The 23,830-nt window shown below is 69.0% G+C and carries 27 protein-coding genes; 11 read left to right on the forward strand and 16 right to left on the reverse strand.

What is annotated here, in order from left to right; all coding sequences use genetic code 11:
• Window positions 1-66: 66 nt before the first annotated feature.
• Entirely contained in the window at window positions 67-747 is a 681-nt protein-coding gene (locus tag AD72_RS10945; RefSeq protein WP_082468868.1) for a TetR/AcrR family transcriptional regulator, read from the forward strand.
• Here AD72_RS10945 and AD72_RS10950 read toward each other — a convergent pair.
• Genes AD72_RS10950 through AD72_RS10960 form a run of 3 tightly spaced genes read right to left on the reverse strand, consistent with a single transcriptional unit; the run spans window position 744 to window position 3,011 of the window.
• Entirely contained in the window at window positions 744-1,565 is an 822-nt protein-coding gene (locus tag AD72_RS10950; RefSeq protein ID WP_031466353.1) for an alpha/beta fold hydrolase, read from the reverse strand. The genes AD72_RS10945 and AD72_RS10950 overlap by 4 nt on opposite strands.
• 2 nt (window positions 1,566-1,567) lie before the next feature.
• On the reverse strand, window positions 1,568-2,713 hold the full coding sequence (locus AD72_RS10955) for a glycosyltransferase (RefSeq protein WP_031466354.1): 1,146 nt from the start codon (window positions 2,711-2,713) through the stop codon (window positions 1,568-1,570).
• 37 nt (window positions 2,714-2,750) lie between these two features.
• Complete coding sequence (locus tag AD72_RS10960; RefSeq protein ID WP_031466355.1) at window positions 2,751-3,011, reverse strand: hypothetical protein; 261 nt, start codon at window positions 3,009-3,011, stop codon at window positions 2,751-2,753.
• Between the two features lie 71 nt (window positions 3,012-3,082).
• On the opposite strand from AD72_RS10960, the gene AD72_RS10965 reads away from it, so the two are divergent.
• Window positions 3,083-3,457, forward strand: coding sequence for a pyridoxamine 5'-phosphate oxidase family protein (locus AD72_RS10965; protein ID WP_031466356.1), 375 nt, complete (start codon window positions 3,083-3,085; stop codon window positions 3,455-3,457).
• Here AD72_RS10965 and AD72_RS10970 read toward each other — a convergent pair.
• Window positions 3,408-3,785 (reverse strand): hypothetical protein, encoded by a 378-nt coding sequence (locus AD72_RS10970; RefSeq protein ID WP_031466357.1) that lies wholly within the window; start codon window positions 3,783-3,785, stop codon window positions 3,408-3,410. The genes AD72_RS10965 and AD72_RS10970 overlap by 50 nt on opposite strands.
• A gap of 126 nt (window positions 3,786-3,911) precedes the next feature.
• Between AD72_RS10970 and AD72_RS10975 the strand changes: the two genes are divergently transcribed.
• Window positions 3,912-4,748, forward strand: a complete 837-nt coding sequence (locus AD72_RS10975) for a LysR family transcriptional regulator (protein WP_031466358.1) — start codon at window positions 3,912-3,914, stop codon at window positions 4,746-4,748.
• On the opposite strand, the gene AD72_RS10980 is transcribed toward AD72_RS10975, so the two are convergent.
• Genes AD72_RS10980 through AD72_RS11000 form a run of 5 tightly spaced genes read right to left on the reverse strand, consistent with a single transcriptional unit; the run spans window position 4,737 to window position 10,783 of the window.
• Entirely contained in the window at window positions 4,737-5,648 is a 912-nt protein-coding gene (locus AD72_RS10980; RefSeq protein ID WP_031466359.1) for an ROK family protein, read from the reverse strand. The genes AD72_RS10975 and AD72_RS10980 overlap by 12 nt on opposite strands.
• Window positions 5,645-7,267, reverse strand: a complete 1,623-nt coding sequence (locus AD72_RS10985) for a dipeptide ABC transporter ATP-binding protein (protein WP_031466360.1) — start codon at window positions 7,265-7,267, stop codon at window positions 5,645-5,647. Before AD72_RS10985 ends, AD72_RS10980 begins: the two co-directional genes overlap by 4 nt.
• Entirely contained in the window at window positions 7,264-8,133 is an 870-nt protein-coding gene (locus tag AD72_RS10990; protein ID WP_031466361.1) for an ABC transporter permease, read from the reverse strand. Before AD72_RS10990 ends, AD72_RS10985 begins: the two co-directional genes overlap by 4 nt.
• Entirely contained in the window at window positions 8,130-9,083 is a 954-nt protein-coding gene (locus AD72_RS10995; RefSeq protein ID WP_031466362.1) for an ABC transporter permease, read from the reverse strand. The genes AD72_RS10990 and AD72_RS10995 overlap by 4 nt, the downstream gene beginning before the upstream one ends.
• Before the next feature lie 5 nt (window positions 9,084-9,088).
• Window positions 9,089-10,783 (reverse strand): peptide ABC transporter substrate-binding protein, encoded by a 1,695-nt coding sequence (locus AD72_RS11000; RefSeq protein WP_082468869.1) that lies wholly within the window; start codon window positions 10,781-10,783, stop codon window positions 9,089-9,091.
• Between the two features lie 238 nt (window positions 10,784-11,021).
• Between AD72_RS11000 and AD72_RS11005 the strand changes: the two genes are divergently transcribed.
• Genes AD72_RS11005 through AD72_RS11015 form a run of 3 tightly spaced genes read left to right on the forward strand, consistent with a single transcriptional unit; the run spans window position 11,022 to window position 14,394 of the window.
• Window positions 11,022-12,206, forward strand: coding sequence for an ROK family transcriptional regulator (locus AD72_RS11005; protein ID WP_037345342.1), 1,185 nt, complete (start codon window positions 11,022-11,024; stop codon window positions 12,204-12,206).
• A complete protein-coding gene (locus AD72_RS11010; RefSeq protein ID WP_031466365.1) occupies window positions 12,203-13,666 on the forward strand; it encodes a M81 family metallopeptidase in 1,464 nt (487 codons plus the stop codon). The genes AD72_RS11005 and AD72_RS11010 overlap by 4 nt, the downstream gene beginning before the upstream one ends.
• A complete protein-coding gene (locus AD72_RS11015) occupies window positions 13,663-14,394 on the forward strand; it encodes a copper homeostasis protein CutC (RefSeq protein WP_031466366.1) in 732 nt (243 codons plus the stop codon). Before AD72_RS11010 ends, AD72_RS11015 begins: the two co-directional genes overlap by 4 nt.
• Window positions 14,395-14,400: 6 nt before the next feature.
• Here the strand turns inward: AD72_RS11015 and AD72_RS11020 are convergent, their stop codons facing one another.
• Together AD72_RS11020 and AD72_RS11025 are read right to left on the reverse strand one after the other, a co-directional pair.
• Entirely contained in the window at window positions 14,401-14,751 is a 351-nt protein-coding gene (locus AD72_RS11020; RefSeq protein ID WP_031466367.1) for a hypothetical protein, read from the reverse strand.
• Between the two features lie 15 nt (window positions 14,752-14,766).
• On the reverse strand, window positions 14,767-15,525 hold the full coding sequence (locus AD72_RS11025; RefSeq protein ID WP_031466368.1) for an esterase/lipase family protein: 759 nt from the start codon (window positions 15,523-15,525) through the stop codon (window positions 14,767-14,769).
• A 243-nt stretch (window positions 15,526-15,768) separates the two neighbouring features.
• On the opposite strand from AD72_RS11025, the gene AD72_RS11030 reads away from it, so the two are divergent.
• Complete coding sequence (locus AD72_RS11030; RefSeq protein WP_031466369.1) at window positions 15,769-16,140, forward strand: ArsC/Spx/MgsR family protein; 372 nt, start codon at window positions 15,769-15,771, stop codon at window positions 16,138-16,140.
• Window positions 16,141-16,148: 8 nt separating this feature from the next.
• On the opposite strand, the gene AD72_RS11035 is transcribed toward AD72_RS11030, so the two are convergent.
• Window positions 16,149-16,691 (reverse strand): TetR/AcrR family transcriptional regulator, encoded by a 543-nt coding sequence (locus AD72_RS11035; RefSeq protein WP_031466370.1) that lies wholly within the window; start codon window positions 16,689-16,691, stop codon window positions 16,149-16,151.
• Window positions 16,692-16,739: 48 nt separating this feature from the next.
• A complete protein-coding gene (locus AD72_RS11040; protein ID WP_037345344.1) occupies window positions 16,740-17,030 on the reverse strand; it encodes a chorismate mutase in 291 nt (96 codons plus the stop codon).
• Between the two features lie 86 nt (window positions 17,031-17,116).
• Between AD72_RS11040 and AD72_RS11045 the strand changes: the two genes are divergently transcribed.
• From AD72_RS11045 to AD72_RS11055, 3 genes are read left to right on the forward strand one after another with little or no spacing between them, the layout of a single operon-like run.
• On the forward strand, window positions 17,117-17,716 hold the full coding sequence (locus AD72_RS11045) for a TetR/AcrR family transcriptional regulator (protein WP_031466372.1): 600 nt from the start codon (window positions 17,117-17,119) through the stop codon (window positions 17,714-17,716).
• The gene (locus AD72_RS11050) at window positions 17,713-18,930 is read left to right on the forward strand and encodes a cytochrome P450 (RefSeq protein ID WP_031466373.1); all 1,218 of its coding nucleotides are present in this window, start codon (window positions 17,713-17,715) and stop codon (window positions 18,928-18,930) included. Before AD72_RS11045 ends, AD72_RS11050 begins: the two co-directional genes overlap by 4 nt.
• A complete protein-coding gene (locus AD72_RS11055; protein WP_031466374.1) occupies window positions 18,930-20,375 on the forward strand; it encodes a flavin-containing monooxygenase in 1,446 nt (481 codons plus the stop codon). The genes AD72_RS11050 and AD72_RS11055 overlap by 1 nt, the downstream gene beginning before the upstream one ends.
• A 55-nt stretch (window positions 20,376-20,430) precedes the next feature.
• On the opposite strand, the gene AD72_RS11060 is transcribed toward AD72_RS11055, so the two are convergent.
• Complete coding sequence (locus tag AD72_RS11060) at window positions 20,431-21,672, reverse strand: YeeE/YedE family protein (protein WP_031466375.1); 1,242 nt, start codon at window positions 21,670-21,672, stop codon at window positions 20,431-20,433.
• A 92-nt stretch (window positions 21,673-21,764) separates the two neighbouring features.
• Here AD72_RS11060 and AD72_RS11065 point away from each other — a divergent pair, with 92 nt between their 5' ends.
• The gene (locus AD72_RS11065) at window positions 21,765-22,712 is read left to right on the forward strand and encodes a phosphotransferase family protein (RefSeq protein ID WP_031466376.1); all 948 of its coding nucleotides are present in this window, start codon (window positions 21,765-21,767) and stop codon (window positions 22,710-22,712) included.
• Window positions 22,713-22,739: 27 nt separating this feature from the next.
• On the opposite strand, the gene AD72_RS11070 is transcribed toward AD72_RS11065, so the two are convergent.
• Both AD72_RS11070 and AD72_RS11075 read right to left on the reverse strand, forming a co-directional pair.
• Window positions 22,740-23,132: a hypothetical protein gene (locus tag AD72_RS11070; RefSeq protein WP_031466377.1), complete on the reverse strand. Its 393-nt coding sequence runs from the start codon at window positions 23,130-23,132 to the stop codon at window positions 22,740-22,742.
• Window positions 23,133-23,215: 83 nt separating this feature from the next.
• Window positions 23,216-23,797, reverse strand: a complete 582-nt coding sequence (locus AD72_RS11075) for a TetR/AcrR family transcriptional regulator (RefSeq protein WP_231644787.1) — start codon at window positions 23,795-23,797, stop codon at window positions 23,216-23,218.
• Window positions 23,798-23,830 lie beyond the last annotated feature (33 nt).

A 23,830-nucleotide genomic window follows, 5' to 3' on the forward strand; every position in this document is an offset into this window, starting at 1 on the left:
GTCGTTACGATCACGCTAACGCCGTAACCGGATGGCACCATCCACATAGCGCCGAGGTGAGAGACGATGCCCGCACAGCACTCTCAGATAACCCGTTCTCAGGTAGCTCAGGACTCTCCGCCGACCGAGAACGAGCTGCGGGCCGACGCGCAGCGCAACCGGGATCGCATCCTCGAGGCCGCGAGCGAGGCGTTCGCGGCGCGTGGGCTCGACGTACCGCTGGCCGCGATCGCGCGCCGGGCCGGGGTCGGCGCGGCCACCCTCTACCGGCGGTTTCCCACCCGCGAGGCACTGGTCACCGAGGTCCTCTGCGAACAGCTCGCCGAATGCCGCGCGGAGCTGGAGCGGGCACTCGCCGATCCCGATCCCTGGCGCGGATTCCGCCGGGCACTGGAGCAGGTGTGCGCGACCCAGGCCACCGATCGCGGATTCACCGCCGCCCTGCTGACCAGTTTCCCGGACGCGACCGAGTTCGAGGAGCAACGCGTGCGCGCCGAGCAGATACTGGACGAACTGATGCGCCGCGCCAAGGAATCCGGTCGGCTGCGCCCGGAGTTCACCCGATCCGACATCACCCTGTTGCTCATGGCCAACAGCGGCCTCGCCACCGAGGAACCCGAAGCGGCGATCGCGGCCTCGCACCGGCTCGTCGCCTATCTCATGCAGGCCTTCCAGACCGGTTCCGGGGAACCGCTACCGCCACCGGCCCCGCTGGGCCTCTACAGTTTCGTGCGCGAGGCCCGCTAGCCGGTGACCGAGCCGAGCCAGCGGTGCAGCGCGATCGCGAGCTCCACGGGGGCGTCGAGCTGGATCAGGTGCCCGGCCCCCTCGATGATCGTGGCCCTGGCCCCGGGAATGCATTCGGCGAGCCGGTGCGCCCGGTCCACCGGAATCCAGGAGTCCTGGGCACCCCAGATCACCGTGACCGGGATGGCGATTTCACCGTAGCGGTCCTGGATTTCGTTGGTGTAGCACTCGTCGGCTTCCTCGATCTGCCGGTAGAAGGCCGGTTTCCCTTCGTCGCCGCACCAGGGGCCGGTCAGCGCGTCCAGCTGCGTGGCGGTCAGCCCGCGATGACTCGCAGTCGCGATGTACGACTCGACCGCCGCCTTGTGGATATTGCCGGGCAGTTGCTCGAACACCTCCGCGTTCTCGGCCACCAGACGGAAGAACGCCGATCCCCACGGACGCAGTGCGACGACATCGACCAGGGCGAGCGAAGCGAATTCCTTGCCGTGCACCAGATGCGCGCGCAGCGAGACCGCGCCCCCGTAGTCGTGCGCGATCACGTGCGGGCGCTCGAGGCCCCAGTGTTCGAGCAGCTCGGCGAACAACTCGCCCTGCACACCGAGGTCGACGTCGTGCTCCGGGTCCTTCGAGGAGCTGCCGTATCCGGGCATGTCCCACAGAAAGACCTGGTATTCCTCGGCAAGCGCCGTGGCGAACGGTTCCCACAGCCATGCGGACCACGGCGTACCGTGACACAGCACGACCGGGGTTCCACTGCCGAACGTCTCCCAGGCGACCGTGCGGCCCCGCCAGGAGAATTGCCGGGTCAACTCCATGCTCACCCCTTCGAATAGGTGCGGCCCTTCCACCGCGCGCCCGCCCCAGAATAGTGCCGTCGCGCGGAATCCAGGGTCATCAGCGTGTACAGCACGGCGACGGCGGGCAGCAGCGGGCCGATCCACACCGGTTGCCGGTAGTACCGGAGCATGGGCGCGAAGGTGGCGGCCAGCAGCAGCCAGGCCGCGCCGCCGAGCAGGGCAGGAAGCGGCGCACCGAGCACCGCACCGGCGATCGTGGCCGCGGGCGGGCCGAGGAAGATCAGCGCCAGTCCGAGCACGGTTCCGGCGAGCAGCAGTGGCGAATAACGCAGCTGGGTGTAGGCGCTGCGGGCGATCATCTGCCACAGATCGGCCAGCCGCGGATAGGGCCGGACACTGCGCACCCGTTGGGCGAGGCCGAGCCAGATCCGCCCGCCGGCGCCCTTGATCAGCCGGGCGAGCGCCACATCGTCGATCACCGCGCCCCGGATCGCGGCCACCCCACCGGCCTCGGCGAGCGCCGCGCGGCGCACGAGCACGCAACCGCCCGCGCCCGCGGCCGCCCGCGAGGACATCCGGTTGACCCAGCGGAACGGGTAGAGCATCGCGAAGAAGTACACGAAGGCGGGCACGATCAGCCGTTCCCACCCGGTATCGGTGCGCAGCCGCGCCATCTGGGAGACGAGATCCCGCCCCTCGTGCGCCGCGGCGACCAGCCGGGCAAGCGAATCCGGTTCGTGTGCGATATCCGCATCGGTGAGCAGCAGGTAGTCCACCGCCCCGGCCGCGGTGATGCCGTGGTCGAGGGCCCACAGCTTGCCCGCCCAGCCGGGCGGTGGTTCGCCCGGTGTGCCGACCCGCAACGGCAGTCCACCGTGCTCGGCGGCCATCCGGCTCGCGAGCGCGCCGGTGCCGTCCGTGCTGCCGTCGTCGACCAGGATCACCTCGACCCGGCCCGGGTACCGTTGATCGAGCAGGCTCGGCAGGCTCTCCGGGAGTACGGCGGCCTCGTCCCTCGCGGGCACCACGATCGCCACCGATGGCCAGTGCCGTGGCTCGCCACCCCGCGGAAGCCGCTGGCCGGTACGCCAGAAGAACCCGCGGCACAACAGCAACCACAACCACGCGGCGAGGCTCACCCCGCCGATCACGAGCCAGGCGATCACCCGGCGAGCCTGTCACGGCGCATCATCGGCGGGACGCTCAGGTCTGGTCGCGCAGCCAGCGCTCCACTTCCTCGGCACCCGCTTTGCTCTGCCGTTCCTCGGCCCGCTCGGCACGGGCGGAACGGCGCAGCACGAAGAACAGCGTCGCGAGGATGCCCAGCACCGCGACCGCGATCAGGATCTGCCCGATCAACCGCGGCCCGTTCTCCACGAGCACGATCAGCTCGATCAGGACCAGCCCGCCGAGCCCGAGACCGAGCAGTTCACGGGAAAACCTCGGCGCACTTCGCGCAGCCATGTACAGCTCCCTTCGCAGACCGGCCCGAGAATAGTTGACCTCCACCGCGGTGGAGCTCGCAGGATCGGAGCATGGTGTTCACTCAGGCACAACTGCGCTATCTACGCGGCCAGGAGATCGGCAGGCTGGCCACGATCGGTCCCGGCGGCCCACAGAATCATCCGGTCTGGTTCCGGGTCACCCCGGTCGGCGTGGACATCGGCGGCACGCAGCTGAGCGACTCCCGCAAATACCGCAACGTGCTCGCCGATCCGCGGGTGTCCTTCGTGGTCGACGATGTCCTCGACGGGCACGGCCGTGGGGTGGAACTGCGCGGCTGCGCCACGATCCACCGGCTGGATTCGCCGCTGTTTCCCGGATTCGAGCTCGAGGTGCTGCGGATCAGGGCGCGCCGGGTCATAGCCTGGAGCATCGACGTTCCCGGGTACCACCGCCGGGACAGGTGATCAGCCCGCCCGCCGCGATGAGCGCGTTGTCCATCGGCCGCGCCGTACCGGCCGCGAGCAGGAAACCGGTGCGCCGCAACCACATCCGTGCGGTCTCCGCGGCCTCTCGCGCGTCCGGGGCGAACGGCCCGTCCACCGCGGCGAACCGTTCGGGGCGGTCCAGCCCTTCCGCGAGGCGGTCCACGACCGGGCCCAGCGCGGCGAGCACATCCCGCAGGGCACACAGGGTCTGGCACACATCCCGGTCCAGCACCGCATCCGGCGGTTTCCCGGCAAGCGCCACGAGTGCGGCGCGGGCCTGATCGAGCAGTTCTCGGCTGTCTTGCACCCTGTCACTATGACCGGGAGCCGGAGTTCAGTGTTAGTGAAATGATTTGAACTGGTATGTAGTCTGAGTGAATGACCGTGGATCCCCGGCGGCTGCTGATCCTGCGCGCGGTGCGCCGCGGCCCGGATGCTGCACCTGACCCCGTCCGGGGTTTCCCAGCAGCTGACCAAACTGGAGGCGGAGACCGGGATCGCGCTGATCGACCGGGGCAGCCGTGGCGGTGGGCGCGCGGCAGAGTTCACCAGGGCCGGTCACGCCCTCGCCGAGCACGCCGAGACGCTCGCGGACACGCTCGCCGCGGTGGATGCCACGGTCAGCGAATTCCGCGAACAACCCGTGGCCCAGGTGCGGATCGGCGGGTTCTCGGTGGTGCTCAGTGAACTGCTCGCCCCGGTGGTCCTGCGACTGGCCACCACGAATCCCGGCCTGAACGTGTGCATCTGGGAGACCACCGAGACCGAGGGCGTCGAAGCGCTGCGCGAAGGACGGCTCGATCTGCTGCTGAGCCAGCGGCCCGGGCCCGGGGAACCCGCCCGCGCGCCGGATCTGGTGGAGACCAGTCTGTTCGAGGACCCGCTCCGGGTGCTGGTGCCGCGCTCCTGGCCGGTCGGCGACGAACCCGCCGAACTGCTCGCCCGCCCGTGGTTCACCTCCTCGCTCGACCCGGCGAGCCAGCGCGAACTGCGCACGCTGAGCCGCGAGCACGGGATCACCCTCGACGAACGCGATATCGGTGCGGCCAACGCGCCGACGCTGCTCTCCCTCGTCGCGAACGGGCTCGGCGCCACGATCGTCCCCGAGCTCACCCTCGGCACCCGCCCGAACCCGAACATCCGGGTCAGTGAAGGAATTCTCACCCTCGGCTCGCGCACCCTCTCCGTGCTGCGCCTGCCCTCGGTGCACCATCCCGGCATCGAGGAACTGCTGCGCGAACTCCGCAGCGAGGGGCGCTCACGCCGCTGACCGCGCGTGCAGCGCGGCGCCGACCGCGATACCGAGCTCGCCGAGCCGCGCGGGCCGGACCTGCACCGGGCGACCGGTCAGCAGCGGACGTTCGGCGAGTGACCGCGTCATCGCGGGTTCGAGCAGCCGCCAGGCCCCGGCGACCCCGCCGCCGAGCACCGCGAGCTCGATTCCGAGCAGCCCGCACGCGTCCGCGATCGCCGCGCCCACATGGGTTCCCGCCTCGGCGAACACCCGGACGGCAACCGGATCCCCCGCCCCGGCGCGCACCGCGACCTCGGCCGCGTCCGCCTGTTCCCCGCTGCCCTCGGCATAGCGCCGCGCGATGGACCGGCCCGAGGCGTAGGACTCCAGGTGCCCGATCTGGCCGCAGGTGCACGGCGCATCGCCGAACCGGCCGATGTGCCCGATCTCGCCCGCGCCCGGCCCTCCGCCGTGCAACAGGGAGCCGTCCACCAGCAGCGCGCCGCCGACCCCGGTACCGAGCGCGACCGCGAGCGCGTGCCGCACCGGAGTGTCCCCGCCCGCGAAGATCTCCCCGAGCAGCAACATGTTCACATCGTTGTCGGTGGCCACGGGCAGCCCCTCGCACCGCGCGGAAAGCTCCGGGGTGATCTTGGTGCCCGTCCAGCCGGGAAACGACCCGCTCGCCGCGACCACGGTCCCGGCCTCGGGATCGATCACCCCGGCCGCGCCGACACCGATCCCCCGGCAGGTTCCGCCCGCGCGGGCGAGCACCACGCGCACCGCTTCGGCGGCGGCGTCCAGGATCGCCGCGGCACCGTGCGCCGCGGGGCTCGGGAACTGGGCGCGCGCGAGCACGTTCGCGTGCTCGTCCACACCCACCGCGAGGATCTTCGAGCCACCGATGTCCACCCCGGCCCAGATCTGCTCGGTCATTTCTCCCCTGTCCTCGCGCGCCTGCGTTCGGCCTGCGCGACCGGATCGGGCACCGGTGAAGCGAGCACGAGCCTGCGCGTGTAGTCCTCGCTCGGGTGCCCGAGCACCGCGGTGCGCTCGCCCTGCTCCACGACCCGGCCCCGGTTGAGCACCGCGACCCGGTCGCAGACATTGTCCACCACGGCGAGGTCATGGCTGATGAACAGGCAGCCGAAGGAGAGTTCCCGGTGCAGCCGCGCGAGCAGTTCGAGCACCGTGGCCTGCACCGAGACATCGAGCGCACTGGTCGGTTCGTCGGCGATGAGCAGATCCGGGCCGAGCACGAGCGCCCGCGCGAGGCTCACCCGCTGGCGCTGGCCACCGGAGAGTTCGTGCGGGAACCGGTCGGCCACGCCCGCGCCGAGTTCCACCGCGTCGAGCAGTTCGGCGATCCGCTTGGCACGCGCGGACTTCGTGCCCTCGCCGTGCACCTGCAGCGGTTCGGCGATGCACTGCCCGATGGTCATCCGCGGATCGAGCGAGGAGCCCGGATCCTGGAACACCACCCCGATCCTGCGGCGCAGCGCCAGTGCCTCACGGCGCTTGGCCCGGTGCGGATCGGTGCCGAACAGGCGCACCGCACCGGAATCCGGCCGGACAAGGCCGAGCGCGCAGCCACCGATCGTGGACTTCCCCGATCCGGATTCGCCGACCAGTCCGAGCAGTTCCCCGCGCCCGACGCGCAGCGAGACCTCGTCCACCGCCTTGACCCCGCCGCCGTAGCGCACGGTGACCCGTTCCAGTTCGAGCGCAGGGCCGTTGTCGTCCACAGTGGACGGTTCGGCACGCCCGCCGAGCAGTGGCACCGCCTCCAGCAGCTCGCGGGTGTACTCCTGCTCCGGGGCGGCGAACAGCTGCACGGAACTCGCCTGTTCCACCAGCTTTCCCGCACGCAGCACGAGAATCCGGTCGGCGATGTCGGCGACCACGCCCATGTTGTGCGTGATGAGCAGGATCGCGGTCCCGGATTCGTCCCGGATGCGGCGCAACAGGTCCAGGATTCCGGCCTGCACGGTCACATCGAGGGCCGTGGTGGGTTCATCGGCGATCAGCAGCCGCGGTTCACAGCCGATCGCCATCGCGATGAGCACCCGCTGGCGCTGCCCTCCGGAGAGCTGATGCGGGTACTGGCGCATCCTCCGGTCCGGATCGTCGATCTCCACCCGCTCGAGCAGTTCGCGCACCCGGTCCCGGTAGTGCGTGAGCCGCTTGGGTTCCGGATCGTGGTTGCGCAGCGCCTCGGCGATCTGCGCGCCGATACGCTGCAGCGGGTTCAGCGCGGTCATCGGCTCCTGGAAGATCATCGCGGCCCGCTTGCCCCGCACCCTGCGCAGTTGTTCACCGCGCAGCGCCAGCACATCCTCGCCGTCGAGCTCCACCGAACCGGAAACCGTGGCCGCGCCGCCGAGCAGCCGCAGCACCGACATGGCCATGGTGCTCTTGCCCGAGCCGGATTCCCCGACCACGGCCAGGATCTCCCGCTCGCCGAGACTGAAGCTCAGCCCGTCCAGCGCGGTGACCTCGCCCGCCTCGGTGTCGAACCGGACCCCGAGGTCGCGCACCCTGAGAACATCGTTCACTGTGCCGCTCGCTTCCTGACTTCGAAGGCGTCCCGCAGTCCATCGCCGATGAAGTTGAACGCGGCGACGACGAGGATGATCGCGATACCCGGCGGCACGATCAACCACCAGGCCCCGTCATAGGTGTAGGTTATGCCCTTGCTCAGCATGGCGCCCCAGTCGGTCTGCGGTGGCGCGACGCCGAGGCCGAGGAAGCTGACGTAGGCGACCAGCAGGATCGCGTCGGCGATCTGGAAGGTCACGTTCACCATCACCGTGCCGATCGCGTTCGGGATGATGTGCCGGAACACCGCGCGGGTCCGGCTGCCCCCGATCGCCCGCAGCGCCCGGATGTAATCGCGCTCGGCGATGGTCACCGTCTCGGCGCGCATCAGCCGCGCGGGCACCAGCCAGGACACCACGCCGATCAGCACGGCGAGGATGCCCACGCTCGGCGTGACCAGGGTCGCGGCCACCAGGAGCAGGAACAGCGCCGGGATCGCGACCCCGGTGTCCACGATGCGCATCAGCACCAGGTCCAGCCAGCCGCCGCTGTATCCGGCGACCGCGCCCCACACCGCGCCGATCGCGGTCCCGATCAGCCCGGCGATCACCCCGATGATCAGCGAGACCTGCCCGGCGACCATGAGCCGCCCGAGCACATCGTGGCCGAGCTCGTCGGTGCCGAGTGGATGCCCCGCCCCCGGGGGAAGCCGCACCGCGCCCAGATCGGTGTGCACCTGATCGGTGCCGTAGATCAGCGGACCGAGGAAGGAGAACAGCAGCATCAGCACCAGGATCACCAGGCCGACCAGTGCCAGCCGGTGCCGGATCAGCCTGCGCAGCACCCCGCTGCGGGTGCGTTCCGGAGTCTCTGTGGTGGTCATCGTTTCGCCGTCCTCACCCGTGGATCGATGAACAACTGCGCGAGATCGGCGAGCAGCGAGCCGACCACCGTCGCCACGGCGATCAGCAGCACCACGCCGAGCAGCACCGGATAGTCCTGCTCCTGGGCCGCGGACCAGAACAGCAGCCCGATGCCCGGATAGTTGAACATCGACTCGATCACCAGCGCACCGCCGAAGATGACCGGAATGTAGTAGCCGAGCATGGAGACCACGGAGGTGAGCGAGTTCCGGAACACGTGCCGAACGATGATCCGGCGCTCCGAGGTGCCCTTGGCCCGCGCGGTGCGTACGTAGTCCTGCGCCAGGTTGTCCAATGTGGACGATCGCATGTACCGGCTGAACGCGGCGACCACCGTGGCCGCGCCCGCCACGATGGGCAGCACGAGCGAGCCGGGATCGGCGAGCACCGAACCGAAACTCTCGTCCTGCGCGGCCTGCGCCGGGAACCACGGCAACACCTGGGAGAACAGGATGATCAGCAGCAGCGAGAGGAAGAACACCGGCGTCGCGTAGAGCAGGAAGCTCAGCGTGGTCAGGATGTGGTCGGCAGCGCGGTTGCGCCGCACCGCCTGCCAGATCCCGGCAGGCAGCGCGATGATGATCCCGATCAGCGTGTAGATCACGGTCAGCAGCAGGGTTTTCGGCAGCCGCTGCGCCAGCAGTGCGGACACCGGTTCGTTCTTGGTGTACGAGTCGCCGAGATCGCCGTGCAGCAGCCGGACGAGATAGTCCCAGTACTGGGTGTACAGCGGCTGGTCGAATCCCTTCTCCTGGTTGAACCGCGCGATCTGGTCCGGGGTCGCCTCCATACCCAGGATCCCGCGCGCCGGACCGCCGGGCAGCAGGTGCAGCAGCACGAAGGTCAGCACGGTGACCAGGAAGACCACGAGGATCGCGAACACGAGCCTTCGCGTGATATAGCGCAGCATCACCCTCACCTCGTCCAGTACCAGCGCTGCGGATACAGATCGGCGAGCGGATCCTGGGTGACCCCGTGCAGCGCCGAATCGATCGCCGAGACCTGATAGGCCGGGTTGGGCACCCAGATCACCGGAAGGTCCTCGGCGAGGAACGCGCTGTACTCGCGCATCGCAAACTGGTCATCGGACTCGTTCGTCTTGGCGATCAGCTCGTCCGCGTACGGATTCGAGTAGCTGCCCAGGTTCGAGGTCCCGTTCGTGCCGAACAGCCGCTCCCCGCTCGGATCGGCGTCGTAGTACCAGCTGCCCTGGGTACCGAAGAAGGACAGCTGCCAGCCGCAGGAGGGATCCGCGGGCTTGCACTGGGCGGTGGCGGCGAGCACCGAGTTCAGCGGGCGCTGGCTGATCTCCAGGTCCACCCCGATACGCGAGAGCGAGGACTTGAGCTCCTGGATCATCCCGGTGGTCTCGTCCGAACCCGATTCGGAGAGCACGGTCATCGAAAGCCTCGTGCCCTTCCCGATCCCGGGACCGCAGGCGTGCGCGTCCGCACAGTAGGCCACCCCATCGGATCCGGTACGCCAGCCGTGCTGTTCGAGCTGCCGCTTCGCCTTCGCCAGATCGAAGGGGTAGGGATTGTGCTGCTGTCGCGGGGAAAGATACTTCGAGGCGGTGCCCTGCGGGATCGGTCCGTAGGTCTTGGTCGCCGCCTTGCGCCAGATCACGTCCGCGATACCGTCCTGGTTCACCGAACGCTGGATCGCCTCGCGCACATAGCGTTGCTTGAACACCGCGCCGAGTGCCGGATTGTTGAAGTTGTAGGGGATGTAGCTGACCGCCCAGCCGTCCCATGGCGTGATCCGGTACCCGAGCCCTTCCAGTTTGGCGCGCTGGCCGAGATCGGAGGTCGGCACATAGCCGTAGTCGACCCCGCCCGCGAGCAGCACGTTGTACTCCGCCGCGGAACTGGTGAACGTCTGGAAGCGCACCATGTCCAGATGGGCCGGATCGGGCCCGGTGTAGTGCGGATTCCTGCGCAACGTGACCTGGCCGCGGGTGGAGAATTCCTGAATGGCGAACGGACCGTCGACCACCTTGAACAGCGGGTTGGTGCTGAATTTCCCGAGTTGCTTTCCCTGGTCGACCAGGTAGTCGAAGACCTTTTCCGCGGTTTTCGGGTTCCGGTCGAAATCACCGACCGGGCCGTTGTCGCTGGTTTTGTCCCATACCGCCTGCGGCATCGGGATGAGCCGGGAGAGCTGGTTCGCGGTGAACCAGTCCTGGTTGTACTTCTTGTCCAGGTGCAGCCGGAACGAGCGCTGCCCGGTGGTCTCGAATCCGGTGATGTTGTCCGGGATCCGCCCTTCCGAGTAGATCGACCACTGCTTCTTGCCCGCCTTGACGAGGTTGTAGAAGAACTCCACATCCCGCGCGGTGACGGGCTTCCCGTTGGACCAGGTCAGGTTCCGCAGGGTGACCGAGACGGTGCGCCCGTCCGGGGAGTAGACCGGTGGCTGCGCCGCGCTCGCCTTCTCGTCCATGCCGAGTGTGCCGTTCGGGGTCTTGTCGAACAGGTACAGCGGCGGATAGAGCGTGTTCCGGATCGCGCTGTTGTAGGTGGCTCCGTAGCCGGAGACCCCGATCGGCAGAATCCAGTTCGGGGTGGCCGAGGGCGGCAGCGCGAAACTCACCGATCCGCCATCGACCATGTGCTCACCGCCACCGCCGTGCTGGCGCGGGGAAACTCCGCACGCGCTCAGTACTACAAGGGCAACGGCGAGTAACACCGCCACCCGACGCCTTCGCCACATAGATAGATCCGCCATTCATCGGCTAAAGTCTGCGCTTGTTGAGACGGCGATGATTGAAGCACGCGAAAGCCATCAGAGATAGTCACGTGAAAATAACAACATAATTCCTACTTCAACCAAGATCGAAGGAAGTGGCGTGGTCGACAGCGAATCCCCCTCGGCGGCACGGGTGCTCCAGCTCGTCGCGAGCGGAGCGGCCAGTTCACGCACCGAACTCGCCACGGCACTCGGCGTCGCACAGTCCACGGTCTCGCTGCGGGTACAGGAACTGCTACGCGCCGGAGTGCTCACCGAGACCGGGCACGGGCGCTCCCAGGGCGGCAGGCGACCGCGCACCCTCGCCGTGGCCGCCGAGGCCGGATACGTGTGCATGGCCGATCTCGGCGGGGCGCACACCCGGATCGGGGTGCTGGACATCGGCGGGCGGTTGCTGCATTCCGAGGAGATCCCGCTCGGCGCCGGGGAGAGTCCACAAGCGACACTCGACGCGCTGCACGATGCGGTGCACACGATGCTGGACACCGTGCGCCCGAGCGGGGTCCTGCTCGGCGCCGGGATCGGATTGCCCGGACCGGTCCAGGACGGTGCGGTCACCCTGCCGTCCAGAATGCCCGGCTGGCGCGGATTCGACGCGGCACACGCGCTGCGGCGCACCTTCGACTGCCCGGTCGTGGTGGACAACGATGCGAACCTGATGGCGATCGGCGAGGCCCGGGTCACCAACCGCGGCAAGGAGAACCTCGTCGTGGTCAAGGCGGGAAGCGGAATCGGCTCCGGGGTGATCGTCGGTGGCGCGCTGTACCGGGGCAACGACAACGCCTCGGGCGATATCAGCCATATGCGCGTCGCCGCGGGCGCCGATCTGCCGTGCAGCTGCGGGATCCGGGGCTGTTTCGCCGCGGTGGCCAGCGGCGCTGCACTGGTGGAACAGTTGCGCGCCAAGGGAATGGCCGTCGAGTCCACCTCGGATGTGGTGCGCGCCGCGGAAAACGCCGAACCCGAGGTGATCACCACGGTCCGCGCGGCGGGCTCCCTGCTCGGCGAGGTGCTCGCCACCATCGTGAACTTCTTCAATCCGGACGCGGTGCTGCTCGGCGGCGCACTGTCCACTTCGGAGGCTTATGTGGCCGCGGTCCGCGCCGGGCTCTACGACCGCTGCCTTCCGTTGAGTACCCGGAACCTCGAGATTTCCCGGGTACGCACCGGGGCCGACGCCGGACTGTTCGGCGCCGGACTGCTCGTACTCGACACGGTGCTCGACGAACGGCTCGCGGCACTGGCCGACTCCCGAACCGAACCCGATGAGAAAGCAGGAGTATGACCACCGAACTGCCCAGGATCGCGATCGCCGGGATCGCGATCGAGTCGAGCACCTTCTCCCCGCACCGCGCCACGATGGACGATTTCCTGACCCAGCGCGGTGCCGAACTGCTGGACCGCTACCCCTTCCTCGGCGCGGAGGACGAGCTGCGCACCCGAGCCGAATGGGTGCCGATCCTGCGCGCTACCTCGCTGCCCGGTGGCGCGGTCACCCCGGAGACGTATGAGTCGCTCACCGAGGAGATCCTGAGCGGGCTGCGCGAAGCGGGCCCGCTCGACGGGTTGTTCTTCGACATCCACGGCGCGATGAGCGTGGTGGGCCGCACCGATGTGGAGGCCGATCTCATCGAGCGCATCCGCGCGGTGATCGGTTCCGATGTGCTGGTCTCCGCCTCGATGGACCTGCACGGCAACGTTTCCCGGCGGCTGGCGAGCGCGCTCGATCTGCTCACCGCCTACCGCAAGGCCCCGCACACCGATGCCTGGCAGACCCGCGAGCGCGCGGTGCGCAATCTGCTCGACCGGCTCGCCGACGGCGGTAAACCGCTGATGAGCTGGACCCAGGTTCCGGTGCTGCTGCCCGGGGAGAAGACCAGTACCCGCATCGAACCGGCCAAGAGCGTCTACGCGCGCATCGACGAGATCGAGCAGCTGCCGGGAGTTCTCGACGCGGCGCTGCTCGTCGGCTACGCCTGGGCGGACGAACCCCGCTGCCAGGCCTCGGTGATCGTGACCGGCGACGATGAGGCCGTGATCACCGAGCAGACCAGGCTGCTCGCCGAGGCCTACTGGCAGGCGCGCGCCGAATTCGCCTTCGTGGCCCCGGCCGAGGGCCTGGAACGCTGCCTGGAAACGGCCGCGGCATCCACCGCGCGGCCGTACTTCATCAGCGATTCCGGCGACAATCCGACCGCGGGCGGTGCCGGGGATGTCTCGGCGACCCTGGCCACCCTGCTGGCCACCCCGTCCGTTGTGGACAGTCCGAACGGGACGATCTACGCGGCGATCACCGATCCGGACGCGGTCGCCGCCGCCGTGGCCGCCGGAGTCGGCGAGACGGTCACCGTGGAGATCGGCGGCCGGATCGACACCATCCATCCCCCGGTGCGCATGACCGCGCGGGTGGCCGCGATCGACGCCGAGGATCCCGTCGCCGGGACCGCGGTGGTGTTCGCCGATCGCGGGCTGCGCGTGATCGTCACCGCCCGGCGTAAGCCGTACCACCTCGAATCCGATTTCACCGCGCTCGGCCTGGATCCGCGCTCGGCCGATCTGGTCGTGGTCAAGATCGGTTATCTGGAACCGGAGCTCTACGCGATGGCCGCCGACTGGATGCTCGCACTCACCAAGGGCGGAGTGGACCAGGACCTGCTCCGGCTCGGGCACCGCGCCATCGAGCGGCCGATGTTCCCCTTCGACGAGTCCATGCCCGAGCCCGCACTCGATCCGGAGCTGCTGTGATCCTCGAACTCTCGGTCGACTCGCTCCCCTGCGCACGCGTCGCCGACACGATCGGCGCCGACCGCGTCGAACTGTGCGCGGCGGGCAGTGAAGGCGGGCTCACCCCGAGCATCGGCACCGTCCGCGCGGCCGCCCGCGTCTGCCGGAGCGCGGGCGTACACGTGCTCGTCCGCCCGCGCGGCGGGGAATTCGTCTACACGGCGGCGGAAATCGACGCCATGGCCGAGGACATCGCCACCTGCGCGGAAGCCGGGGCGGACGGGATCGTCACCGGCGTGCTCCGCGCGGACGGCCGGCTCGACCGCGCCGCCCTCGCCGCACTGCACGCCGCCGCCCAGGGCCGGGAGTTCACCTTCCACCGGGCCATCGACGTCTGCGCCGAACCACACCGGGCTCTGGACAGCCTGGCCGAGCTCGGTGTCACCCGGGTACTCACCTCCGGTGGCGCCGACCGGGCCGAGGACGGTGCCGAACGGATCGCGGCCTTCGTCGCCCAGGCGGGAACCGCGGTGCAGATCCTCGCCTGCGGCGGGGTCCGCACGCACAACGCGCGCGCGATCGCCGAGCGCACCGGGGTCTCCCAGTTGCACGCCGCCCCGCGCAGGCCGCGCCCGCCCGCGATGGCCGATACCGGGACGCGGGTGAGTTTCGCGCTCGCCCCGGATGGCGCCGACCGCTACGAACTGGACGCCGACACGGCCGCCGAGCTGCGCGCCGTGCTGCGCTGACCGGGCCTATCGGGGCGCCATGCTGCGATAGGCCCGGTAGGCGGGGCGGAGCATGAGCCGGTTCTGTAGCGCGTGAATATCCTGCGGGAGCTCGGTCTCATCGCTGGGATGCAGGCGGGGCAGGGCGATCAGGGCGGCACCGGCCCGGTTGAGCAGTAACCAGGCGTCCGCCTCCTGCTCGGTGAACCCGGCGGCGAGCACCCGTTCCCGGTCCGCGCGCTCCTCGGGTGTCCAGTCGCCCTTCGGTGGTTCGGTGTTCTCCGGTGCCGCCGCGTTCGCCTGGCTCGCCGCCATGGGCACCGCGGCGCCCGCCATCGCGGTACCGCGCAGCATGGTGCGCCTGTTCAGCTCGTCCATCCCGGGTCCTCCTCGCTAGCCGACCTGCTTTCCGATTCCGCTACATCGTCCGTGCGCGGACAGTATGCGCAACACCAGTGCGCTGATACTCGGGGAACCGGGCTGCTGACCGTGCCCGATGCCGTGCGTGGTGATGTCGCAGTGCGGTCCGGGCATCGGCAGGGCCGTCGAGGGGAAATCGCCGGTATCGTGCACGGTCCAGTAGTCGACCTCGCGCGGCGGTGGCTCGGCGTTGAGCGCGCGGATGAACCTGCTGCCCGCGCACACGTCGATATCGGGGAACGGTTTGCAGTAGGCGAACGACGGGTCGTTCGGATCCGCGCCCTGCTGCGGGGTGCCGACCGAGATGTAGTTGCGTACCCGGTCCGCGCCGCCGAGCCGTTCGATGAAGTAGCGCGCCGACTGACCGCCCATGCTGTGCGCGACGATGTCCACCCGGCCACGGCCCTTGCCGACGATCTCGTCCACCTTCTTCTTGACCGTGCCGGCGTTGGCGGTGTTGCTCGCCCCGAGATTGCCCATCCCGAACCGGACCACCTGGCTCGGGATGCCGTGTTCGGACAGCCGCTTGCGCATCGGTTCGAAGGCGCCGTCCGGTTCGGCGAAACCGGGGACGAGCACCACCGGAGTCGCCCGGTGTTCCGGGGCGGTCGTGTCCGGTCCACCCGGGGATGGCTGGCCGGAGCGGTTGTTGCGGATGCCGATGATGATCAGGACCGCGACGACCAGTATCACGCCGAGCAACAGCCAGCCTCTGCCCCTGCGCCGCGCCATCGCCTCACCTCCTCGGCCACACTCATTGTGAGTGGGTGTGCTCGTTCAGGAAACGACCGAACAGCCGCTTCTGTCCGCCTGCACCGATCCCGAGGGTTGCAGAGCCGGTTTTGCAGAACTTTCTCTGCAAAGAGAGTTCTGCACAGAAACCTCCGCAGTGCCACCGGCATCCGGGGGCGCCGGAACCGGCGCGCCCTAGAATCGGTGCGCCCACCCGACCGCGCGAGACCCCAAGTGAGTGCCATGGAGATCTGGATCAACCCGGAATGCTCGAAGTGCGCCTCGGCGCTCGAACAGCTCGACGCGGCGGGCGCGGACTACACGGTGCGGCGCTATCTGGACTCCCCGCCGACGGCGGCCGAACTGGCCGCGGTACTCGACCGGCTCGGCCTCGAACCGTGGGACATCGCCCGCACCAAGGAAGCGGTCGCCGGTGAACTGCGGCTCGAGCAGTGGGACCGCACCCCGGCCGAGCGGGATCGCTGGCTCGAAGCGCTCGCCACGCATCCGATACTGATCCAGCGGCCGATCATCACCGCGGACGACGGCACGACGGTGCTCGGCAGGTCGACGGAGGCGGTGCAGCGCACCCTCGGCCAGGACGACCGGGACTGACCACACCCCTAGTCCGCGAGGATCGCGCGGAAGCCCGGCTCCGGATCGAACGGTTCGCCGGGAAAAGTGAGCCGGTGCAACACGATTCCGTCCAGATGACCGATCAGCCGCCGGTACCGCGCCCGCGGATCGGGAAGACCGAGACCGGCGAGCCAGGTTTCGCCCCAGTCGAGGATCGCGGCACGCCCCTCGCGCAGCAACCCGGCGAGCTCGGGATGTGTCGTCGCCTCGAGAAAGAGCGCGTACCGGGCCAGGGTGCGTTCCCCGCTCTCCCCGCTGAGCCGGTTCGCCAGCGCGGCAAGGGTGTCCGCCGCTTCGCCGAGGCTCGCCGGAGGTCGTCCGGTGAACCGTTCCCACTCGGCGCGATCCCGGTCGAGCTGGTGGGCGAGCACACCGTGCAGCAGCGCGGCCCGATTGCGGAACCAGTTGGACGTGGTCCCCGCGGGAACCCCGGCGCGCGCATCGATCGCCTGATAGGTGAGGCCACGGACCCCCGCCGTGCCGATCACGGCGAGCGCGGCATCGAGGACCTGGGCTCGCCTGCGGCTCATGGGATCACGGTAGTCATCGCCGTCCCGGTGCGGTTCCGGTCCCCGGGCTCAGCCTTCCCGTGTCCTGCGGTGCCCCACCACGACCTCGGACACGATGAGCCGGTACAGCGATTCCACGAGCTCCGGGCTGATTCCCTTGTCCCGTGCGCGATCCCGTAACCGCGCGAACATCTCCCGCTCCCGCTCGTGGTCCACGGCCGCCGCATCCGCGTCCCGTTTGAGCACGCCGACCCTGCCGGTGACCTCGAACCGCTTGGCGAGCAGATCGATGATCGACGTGTCCAGTTCATCCAGTTCTCGGCGTAATGCTTCGAGTTCGTCCAGATAACACGCCTGCATGACGACCGATATTACCGCGCAATATCGGTCATCGGCACTTGCATAGCAGCCGCTATTCGAATAGCGTTGACTATGTGAATCGCCGGATGAGCCGAGCCGAGGCCAAGATCCGCACCCGGGAGCTGCTGCTGGACGCGGCCGCGCTCACCTTCGCCCGCAAGGGATTCCACGGCGCCACGGTGGAGGAGATCGCCGAGGCGGCGGGGTTCACGATCGGCGCGCTGTACGCCAACTTCGGCGGCAAGGAACAACTGTTCCTCGAACTGCTCTCCACCCGGGCGAGCAGTCAGATCGCGGCCGCCGAGGAGATGGTGCGCGAGGGCGCGGTGACGGCGACCGATCCGTTGCGGGCGATCAGCCAATACCTGGTGGACCTCGCGGACAAGGACGCGGATTTCGCGCCGCTGCAGGCCGAGTTCTGGCTCTACGCGGTGCGCAATCCGCACGTGCTGGACACCATGGCCGAGCAGATGCGCGAACCGCACGCCGCGCTCGCCCGGCTGATCACCGAATCCGTGGACACTCACGGGGTCCCCCCGGACACCGTGGCCACGGTGGTCTTCGCGTTGTTCCAAGGGCTCGTGCGACGGCGCAGGGTGGATCCGGCGAGCACGCCACCCGAACTGTTCGCCAGCGCCCTGCAGTGGTTGTTCACCGGCATCGAGCACACGGAGGGCACAGCATGACCGCCACCCAGGACACGGCACTGCAGGCACTCTTCGATCCGGCCCGGCGCGCCGATCCCTACCCGGGATACCGGTCGCTGCGGGAGAATTCCCCGATCCTCGAGGCCGCGGACGCCCTGTTCGTACTCACCAGGCAAACCGACTGCGCCGCGGTGATGCGGGACAACAGGTTCGGGCACGCGGAACCGGATCAGGCGCTCGCACTGCGCCGAAGCCCCGACGAGCTCCCGGAATCCCTGCTCGACGAGCACGGCAGGCCGGTGCGCTCATTCCTCGTGCAGAACCCGCCCGAGCACACCCGGTTGCGCAAACTGGTCAGCAAGGCGTTCACTCGTGGCACGGTCGCCGAGCTCGCCCCGCGCATCGAGGAGATCACCGCACGGCTGCTGGACGGGATCCTCGAGCGCGGCGAACCGTTCGACCTGATCGACGAGCTCGCCTATCCGCTCCCGGTCGCGGTGATCAGCGAACTGCTCGGCATTCCCGATGCGGACCGGGAACAGTTCGTGCGCTGGTCGCATGCCATGGCCAGGGGCCTGGACCCGGATTTCCTCATGCCCGAAGGGCTCCGCGAGAAACAACTCGCGGCCCGGCTCGAATTCGGCGAGTATCTGCGCTCGCTCGCGGCCGAGCGCCGCGCGCATCCCGGCGAGGACCTGATCTCCGGACTGCTCGCCGTTCCCGGGCTCGCCGAGCACGACCTGATCGCGACCTGCATTCTGCTGCTGATCGCCGGGCACGAGACCACGGTGAACCTCATCGGGAACGGAACACTCGCGCTGCTGCGCCATCCGGACCAGCTCGCCCTGCTGCGCGCGGAACCCGAACGGGCCGAGGCCGCGGTCGAGGAACTGCTGCGGTACGACTCCCCCGTGCAGATGACCATGCGCCTCGCCAGGGAGGACGCCGAGGTCGGCGAGGTGCCGATTCCGCGTGGTGCGGCGATGATCCTGCTCGTCGGCTCGGCCAACCGCGATCCGGATGTGTTCGCCGAACCCGAGAACTTCGACATCGCCCGCAATCCTGCGAAGCATCTCGCGTTCGGCCAGGGCGTGCACTTCTGCCTCGGCGCACCGCTGGCCCGGCTGGAGGGCCGGATCGTGCTCCGCACCCTGCTCGAACGCGTTCCCGGGCTCCGGCTCGCCGGTACCCCGGCATGGAAGGACAACATCGTGCTGCGCGGTCTCCGGGAACTCCCCGTGGCGGTCCGGTGATGGCAGTGGACGAACACGTCGACGTGCTCATCATCGGTGCCGGGCTTTCCGGGATCGGCGCGGCCTGCCGCCTGCGCGCCACGCATCCGGGCAAGAGTTTCGCGGTGCTCGAGGCGCGTTCGGCGATCGGCGGAACCTGGGACCTGTTCCGTTATCCGGGAGTGCGCTCGGATTCGGACATGTTCACCCTCGGCTACGGATTCGCGCCCTGGCCGTCCGCGCGTTCGCTCGCCGACGGGGAATCCATCCGGGAATACGTGCGGCACACCGCGGACGAACACGGGATCACCGGACACATCCGGTTCGGCCACCGCGCGGTGCGCGCCGAATGGTCCACGAGCACGGCGCGCTGGACGGTCGAGGTACAGCACGCGGGCGAGACGACCAGGATCAGCTGCGGATTCCTGTTCGCCAACACCGGGTATTACCGCTACGACAAGGGATTCACCCCGGAGTTCCCCGGTGTCCAGCAGTACACCGGAACGCTCGTGCACCCGCAGCACTGGCCGGAAGACCTGGACCACGCGGGAAAACGGGTGCTGGTGATCGGCAGCGGGGCCACCGCGGTGACCCTGGTCCCGGAACTGGCCGAGACCGCGGAACAGGTGACCATGCTGCAGCGGTCGCCGAGCTATGTGCTCCCGCTGCCGTCCACCGACAACACCGCGGTCCGGCTCACCCGGCTGCTCGGCACCCGGCTGGCCTATCCGCTCGTGCGGTGGAAACACATCCTGACCGCGCTGGCCTTCTTCAAGCTGAGCAGGCTGCGCCCCGGATTCGTGCGCGGGCTCATCCGTACCGCGAACCAGCGCGCGCTCGGCGCCGATTACCCGGTCGACACGCACTTCAATCCCCGCTACCAGCCCTGGGACCAGCGGTTGTGCTTCGCGGGCGACGGGGACCTGTTCGCCGCGCTGCGCTGCGGAACCGCGAAGGTGCACACCGACACCATCGAGACGTTCACCGCCGGCGGGGTGCGGCTGTCCTCGGGCACCGAGCTCGCCGCCGATATCGTGATCACCGCGACCGGGCTGAATCTCCAGCTGCTCGGCGGGATGGAACTGCTCGTGGACTCCCGGCCGGTGCACCCGGGGAATGCCTTGGCGTACAAGGGAATGATGTTGTCCGGTGTGCCGAACTTCGCACTCACCATCGGGTACACGAACGCCTCCTGGACGCTCAAGGCCGATCTGGTCGCGAACTACGTCTGCCGCCTGATCGGGCACATGGACGCCCGCGGCTACCGGATGGGCACCCCGCACGCGCCCGGGCGGGTGACGCGCACGACGCCGCTGATCGACCTGCACTCCGGCTACGTGCGCCGTAGTATCGACGAGTTGCCCATGCAGGGGCCGAAGAAACCCTGGCGGCTGAACCAGAACTACCTGCGCGATGTGCTGCTACTGCGGCACGGGCGGATCGAGGACGGTATGCGCTTCGCCTAGGAATGATCGTGGCGGGCTCCGGGTGGCGAAAGCGGTTACGCCGCTGAGAAAAGAGCTAGCAGATCGAGTCGCTCGGTTTCGGGTTCGTCAGGCCGAATGCCGGACGCAGCAGGATGCCCGCGTAGGTACCGCCGACCGCCATGATCCCCCACAGCCAGCCGTGCAGGCTGAACGAGGCGATACCGGAGAAGTAGGCACCGATATTGCAGCCGCCCGCCATGCGCGCGCCGAAACCCATCAGGATCCCGCCGAGCACGGCCCCGAGCGCGGTACGCCAGGGCACATTGCGGTGCAGGATGAACGCACCGGCCAGCGCGGAGGCGATCAGCGCGCCGATCATGATCCCGAAGTCCATCACCGAGGTCTTGTCCGCGAGCACCGAGGCGTCCAGTTTCGCGGCGTGCTCGGGCACCCGCCAGTACGCGGAGCCGGAGATGTCGATGCCGAGCCAGCCGGACAGTTTGGCGCCCCACAGGCTGAACGCGGAGGTGATGCCCCACGGTCCCCCGGAGACGAACAGGGTCGCCGCGTTGAGCACGGCGAGTACGACCGCGCCAGCCCACAGCGGCCAGGAACCGCGCAGCACTCGCGCGATCCCGCGGGCCGAGGGCGGCCGCCCCGCGGGCGGTGGATTGCGCTTACGCTGCACCAGAATCGAGATCCCGACGATCACGCCGATGATCGCGAACGAGATCAGCACCGCGCCCGGATAACCGAGCGGAGTGTCGGCGAACGAGACCGTCGGGCCGATCTTCTGCAGCGTGGTGATCCAGTTCGCCGCGAAGGCGCTCGCGATCGAGCCGAGGATGAACCCGCCGAGCGTGTAGATGATCGCGGTCTGCCCGCTGCCCACCGCGAACAGGGTGCCGGACGCGCAGGAACCGCCGATCTGCATGCCCACCCCGAACAGGAAGGCGCCGAGCGCGACACCGACACCCGCGGGAAGCACATTCCCCTCCGGTGCCCCGGAAAGACTCGTCCCGGTGCCGAGCACCACGGAGAACAGCACGCAGGCGATCGCGAGCATCAGCATGTGCGCACGCAGCGCCGTGCCCTGTCCCACCGTCGCCAGCTGCCGCCAGGCCGAGGTGAACCCGAACCGCGAGTGGAACAGCGCCAGCCCGAGCAGCAGCCCGAACACGTAGAGCAGGGTGAGCTTCCAGCCCGCCGCGTTGAACACCGCGGCGCCGAGGGCGACCGCGAGGAGAACACCGACCGCGACCACTCCGGCCCGTGCCGCGGGTGCGCGCTCGATCACCGGTCGCTGGGCCGATCGCACGGCCTCGATTACCGCCATCCGTCCTCCGTTCAGCTCACTGTCCGGCAGCGTAATGCGCGCCCGCGCCCGGTTTCCCGGATGTCCATTCCTCGGGACGCTATCCTTGCCCCATGGAGGCGATCCAGTCACCGGACGAGTACGCGGAGCTACGGAATTCGCTCGAATTCTGGGAACCGCACGCGCGCACCGCGCTCGACTCGGCCGGGCTGGACCAGCCGGAACGGTTCACCGTCCCCGGGGAGAGCACGAACCCGGTATTGGTCGGCGACAACGGTTTCGTGGTGAAGTTCTACGGGGAGCACTGGTGCGGACCCGACAGCCTGGCCACCGAGACCGAGGCCTACCAGGTGCTCGCCGGGTCGGGGCTGCCGGTGCCCGAACCGGTGGCCAACGGCAGCCTCTTCCCCGGCGGCGAGCACTGGCACTGGCCGTTCCTGGTGTGCACCGCCGTACCGGGGCGGCCGTGGCCCGAGGCGGCCGGAAAAGCGGACAGGACAACCGAACTCGCCCTCGCCGCCCAGGCAGGCACCCTGCTGCGCCGGCTCAGCGCGCTCCCACTGAATGGGAACTCGCTGCTGCGCCCGGAATCCCCGGTGTTCGCCGAACTGCTCGCCGAGCGCCGCGCGGTCACCGTCGCCGAACACCGGGAATGGGGGTACCTCGCCCCGGAACTGCTCGATTCACTCGCCGAACAGCTGCCGGAGGTCCGGGAACTGCTCGGTGCGCCCGCCTTCGTGCACGGCGATCTGCACGGGCGCAACCTGTTCGTGGACACCGAGCGCGCCGAGCTCACCGGGCTGGTCGACTTCAACGACGTGTACGCGGGAAACCCGTACTACGGGCTGGTCCAGCTGCACCTGAACACCTTCCGCGCCGACCGCGAACTGCTCGGCACAGCACTGGACGCAGCAGGGTGGGCCCGCGGGACGGACTTCGCGCGCACCATGCTGGGATTCACCCTGCTGCACGATTTCGACGTGTTCGAAGAGGTCCCGCTCGATCTGACCGGGATCACCGATTACCCCGAGCTCGCCGAAGTGTTGTGGGGACCCGAATGAGCGTGTTCCGGCAGGCGCCATGCCGGTTCAGTCGGCGCATTCGCCGCGCCAGACCAGACTGGTCAGGATGAGGTCCCGGGTGAGGGTGACGCGGTAGTCGCCGGGTCCCGGGTTGTTGTGCAGGCACCGGCCGAAAGTCTTCCCGTCCGAGATCCAGGTCGCCTGGACATGATCCAGCCCCGGCTGCGGTGCGCCGTTGTTGAACACCACGGAACCGCTCGGCCCGACGGTATAGGAGCCGGACCAGTTTCCGGTCGTCTTGATCACTGCCGGTCCCTGGACGTCGTCGACCGAGAACACGCAGACGTTCCCTTTCGGACAGTCGGGCGGGTCCGGCTCGGCGGATGCGGGCACGGTTGCGACGAGCAGCCCTACAGCGACAACGGAGGCGCCCGCGGCCATGGCAGTCAATGTGCGCATCGTGTTTCCTCCTGAGCTATCCGTTCGGACTCGATGGCACCGATCAGGAGAACACGTCCCGGCGGGGACCGGTCCCGATCCGCTCAGGCGCTCGATTCGAGCGCGGCGCGCAGGGTGCGCAAACAGGTGGCGCGCACTTCCTCCTTGCTGATCTCCTTGCTCCGCAACCATTCCACGCACATCGCGCGGATGAATTCCAGCCAGGCCAGCAGCGCGGCCGAGGCGAGTTCGCGTTCGTGCCCGGTGTAACCGTACGCATCGAGCATGCGGGCGCGCAGTTCGTTCAGCTCCGCCGAGATGATGCCCTGCACGACGGGATCGCGCGCGGGCTCGCCGGTGTTCGCCTCAAGTACGAGCCCGGGATGCGCGGCGAAGAATTCGATGTGCGCGTCCAGCCCGGCGGTGATCTGTTCGTCCAGCCCGGCACCGGACTCGAGCGCGATACCGGCGAGCAACCGATCGGCGGCACGCTGGTACACGGCGGCGAAGTACTCCGCCTTGCCGGGGAAGTAGTGATACAGCAGCGCGCGGGACACCCCGGCGTGTTCGGCAGCACCGTCCATCGAGACCTCGGTATAGGGGTGCGTGGTGAACAGCTCGGCACCCACCTCGAGCAGGTGCTCGCGGCGCTGCTGCGGGGAAAGCCGTTTCCGTGGTGCGGGCACGAACACTCCAAGTTCAGCGATGGTTGACCGAAG

The sequence above is a fragment of the Sciscionella sediminilitoris genome, assembly GCF_000737195.2.
GTDB classification, from domain to species: Bacteria; Actinomycetota; Actinomycetes; order Mycobacteriales; family Pseudonocardiaceae; genus Sciscionella; species Sciscionella sediminilitoris.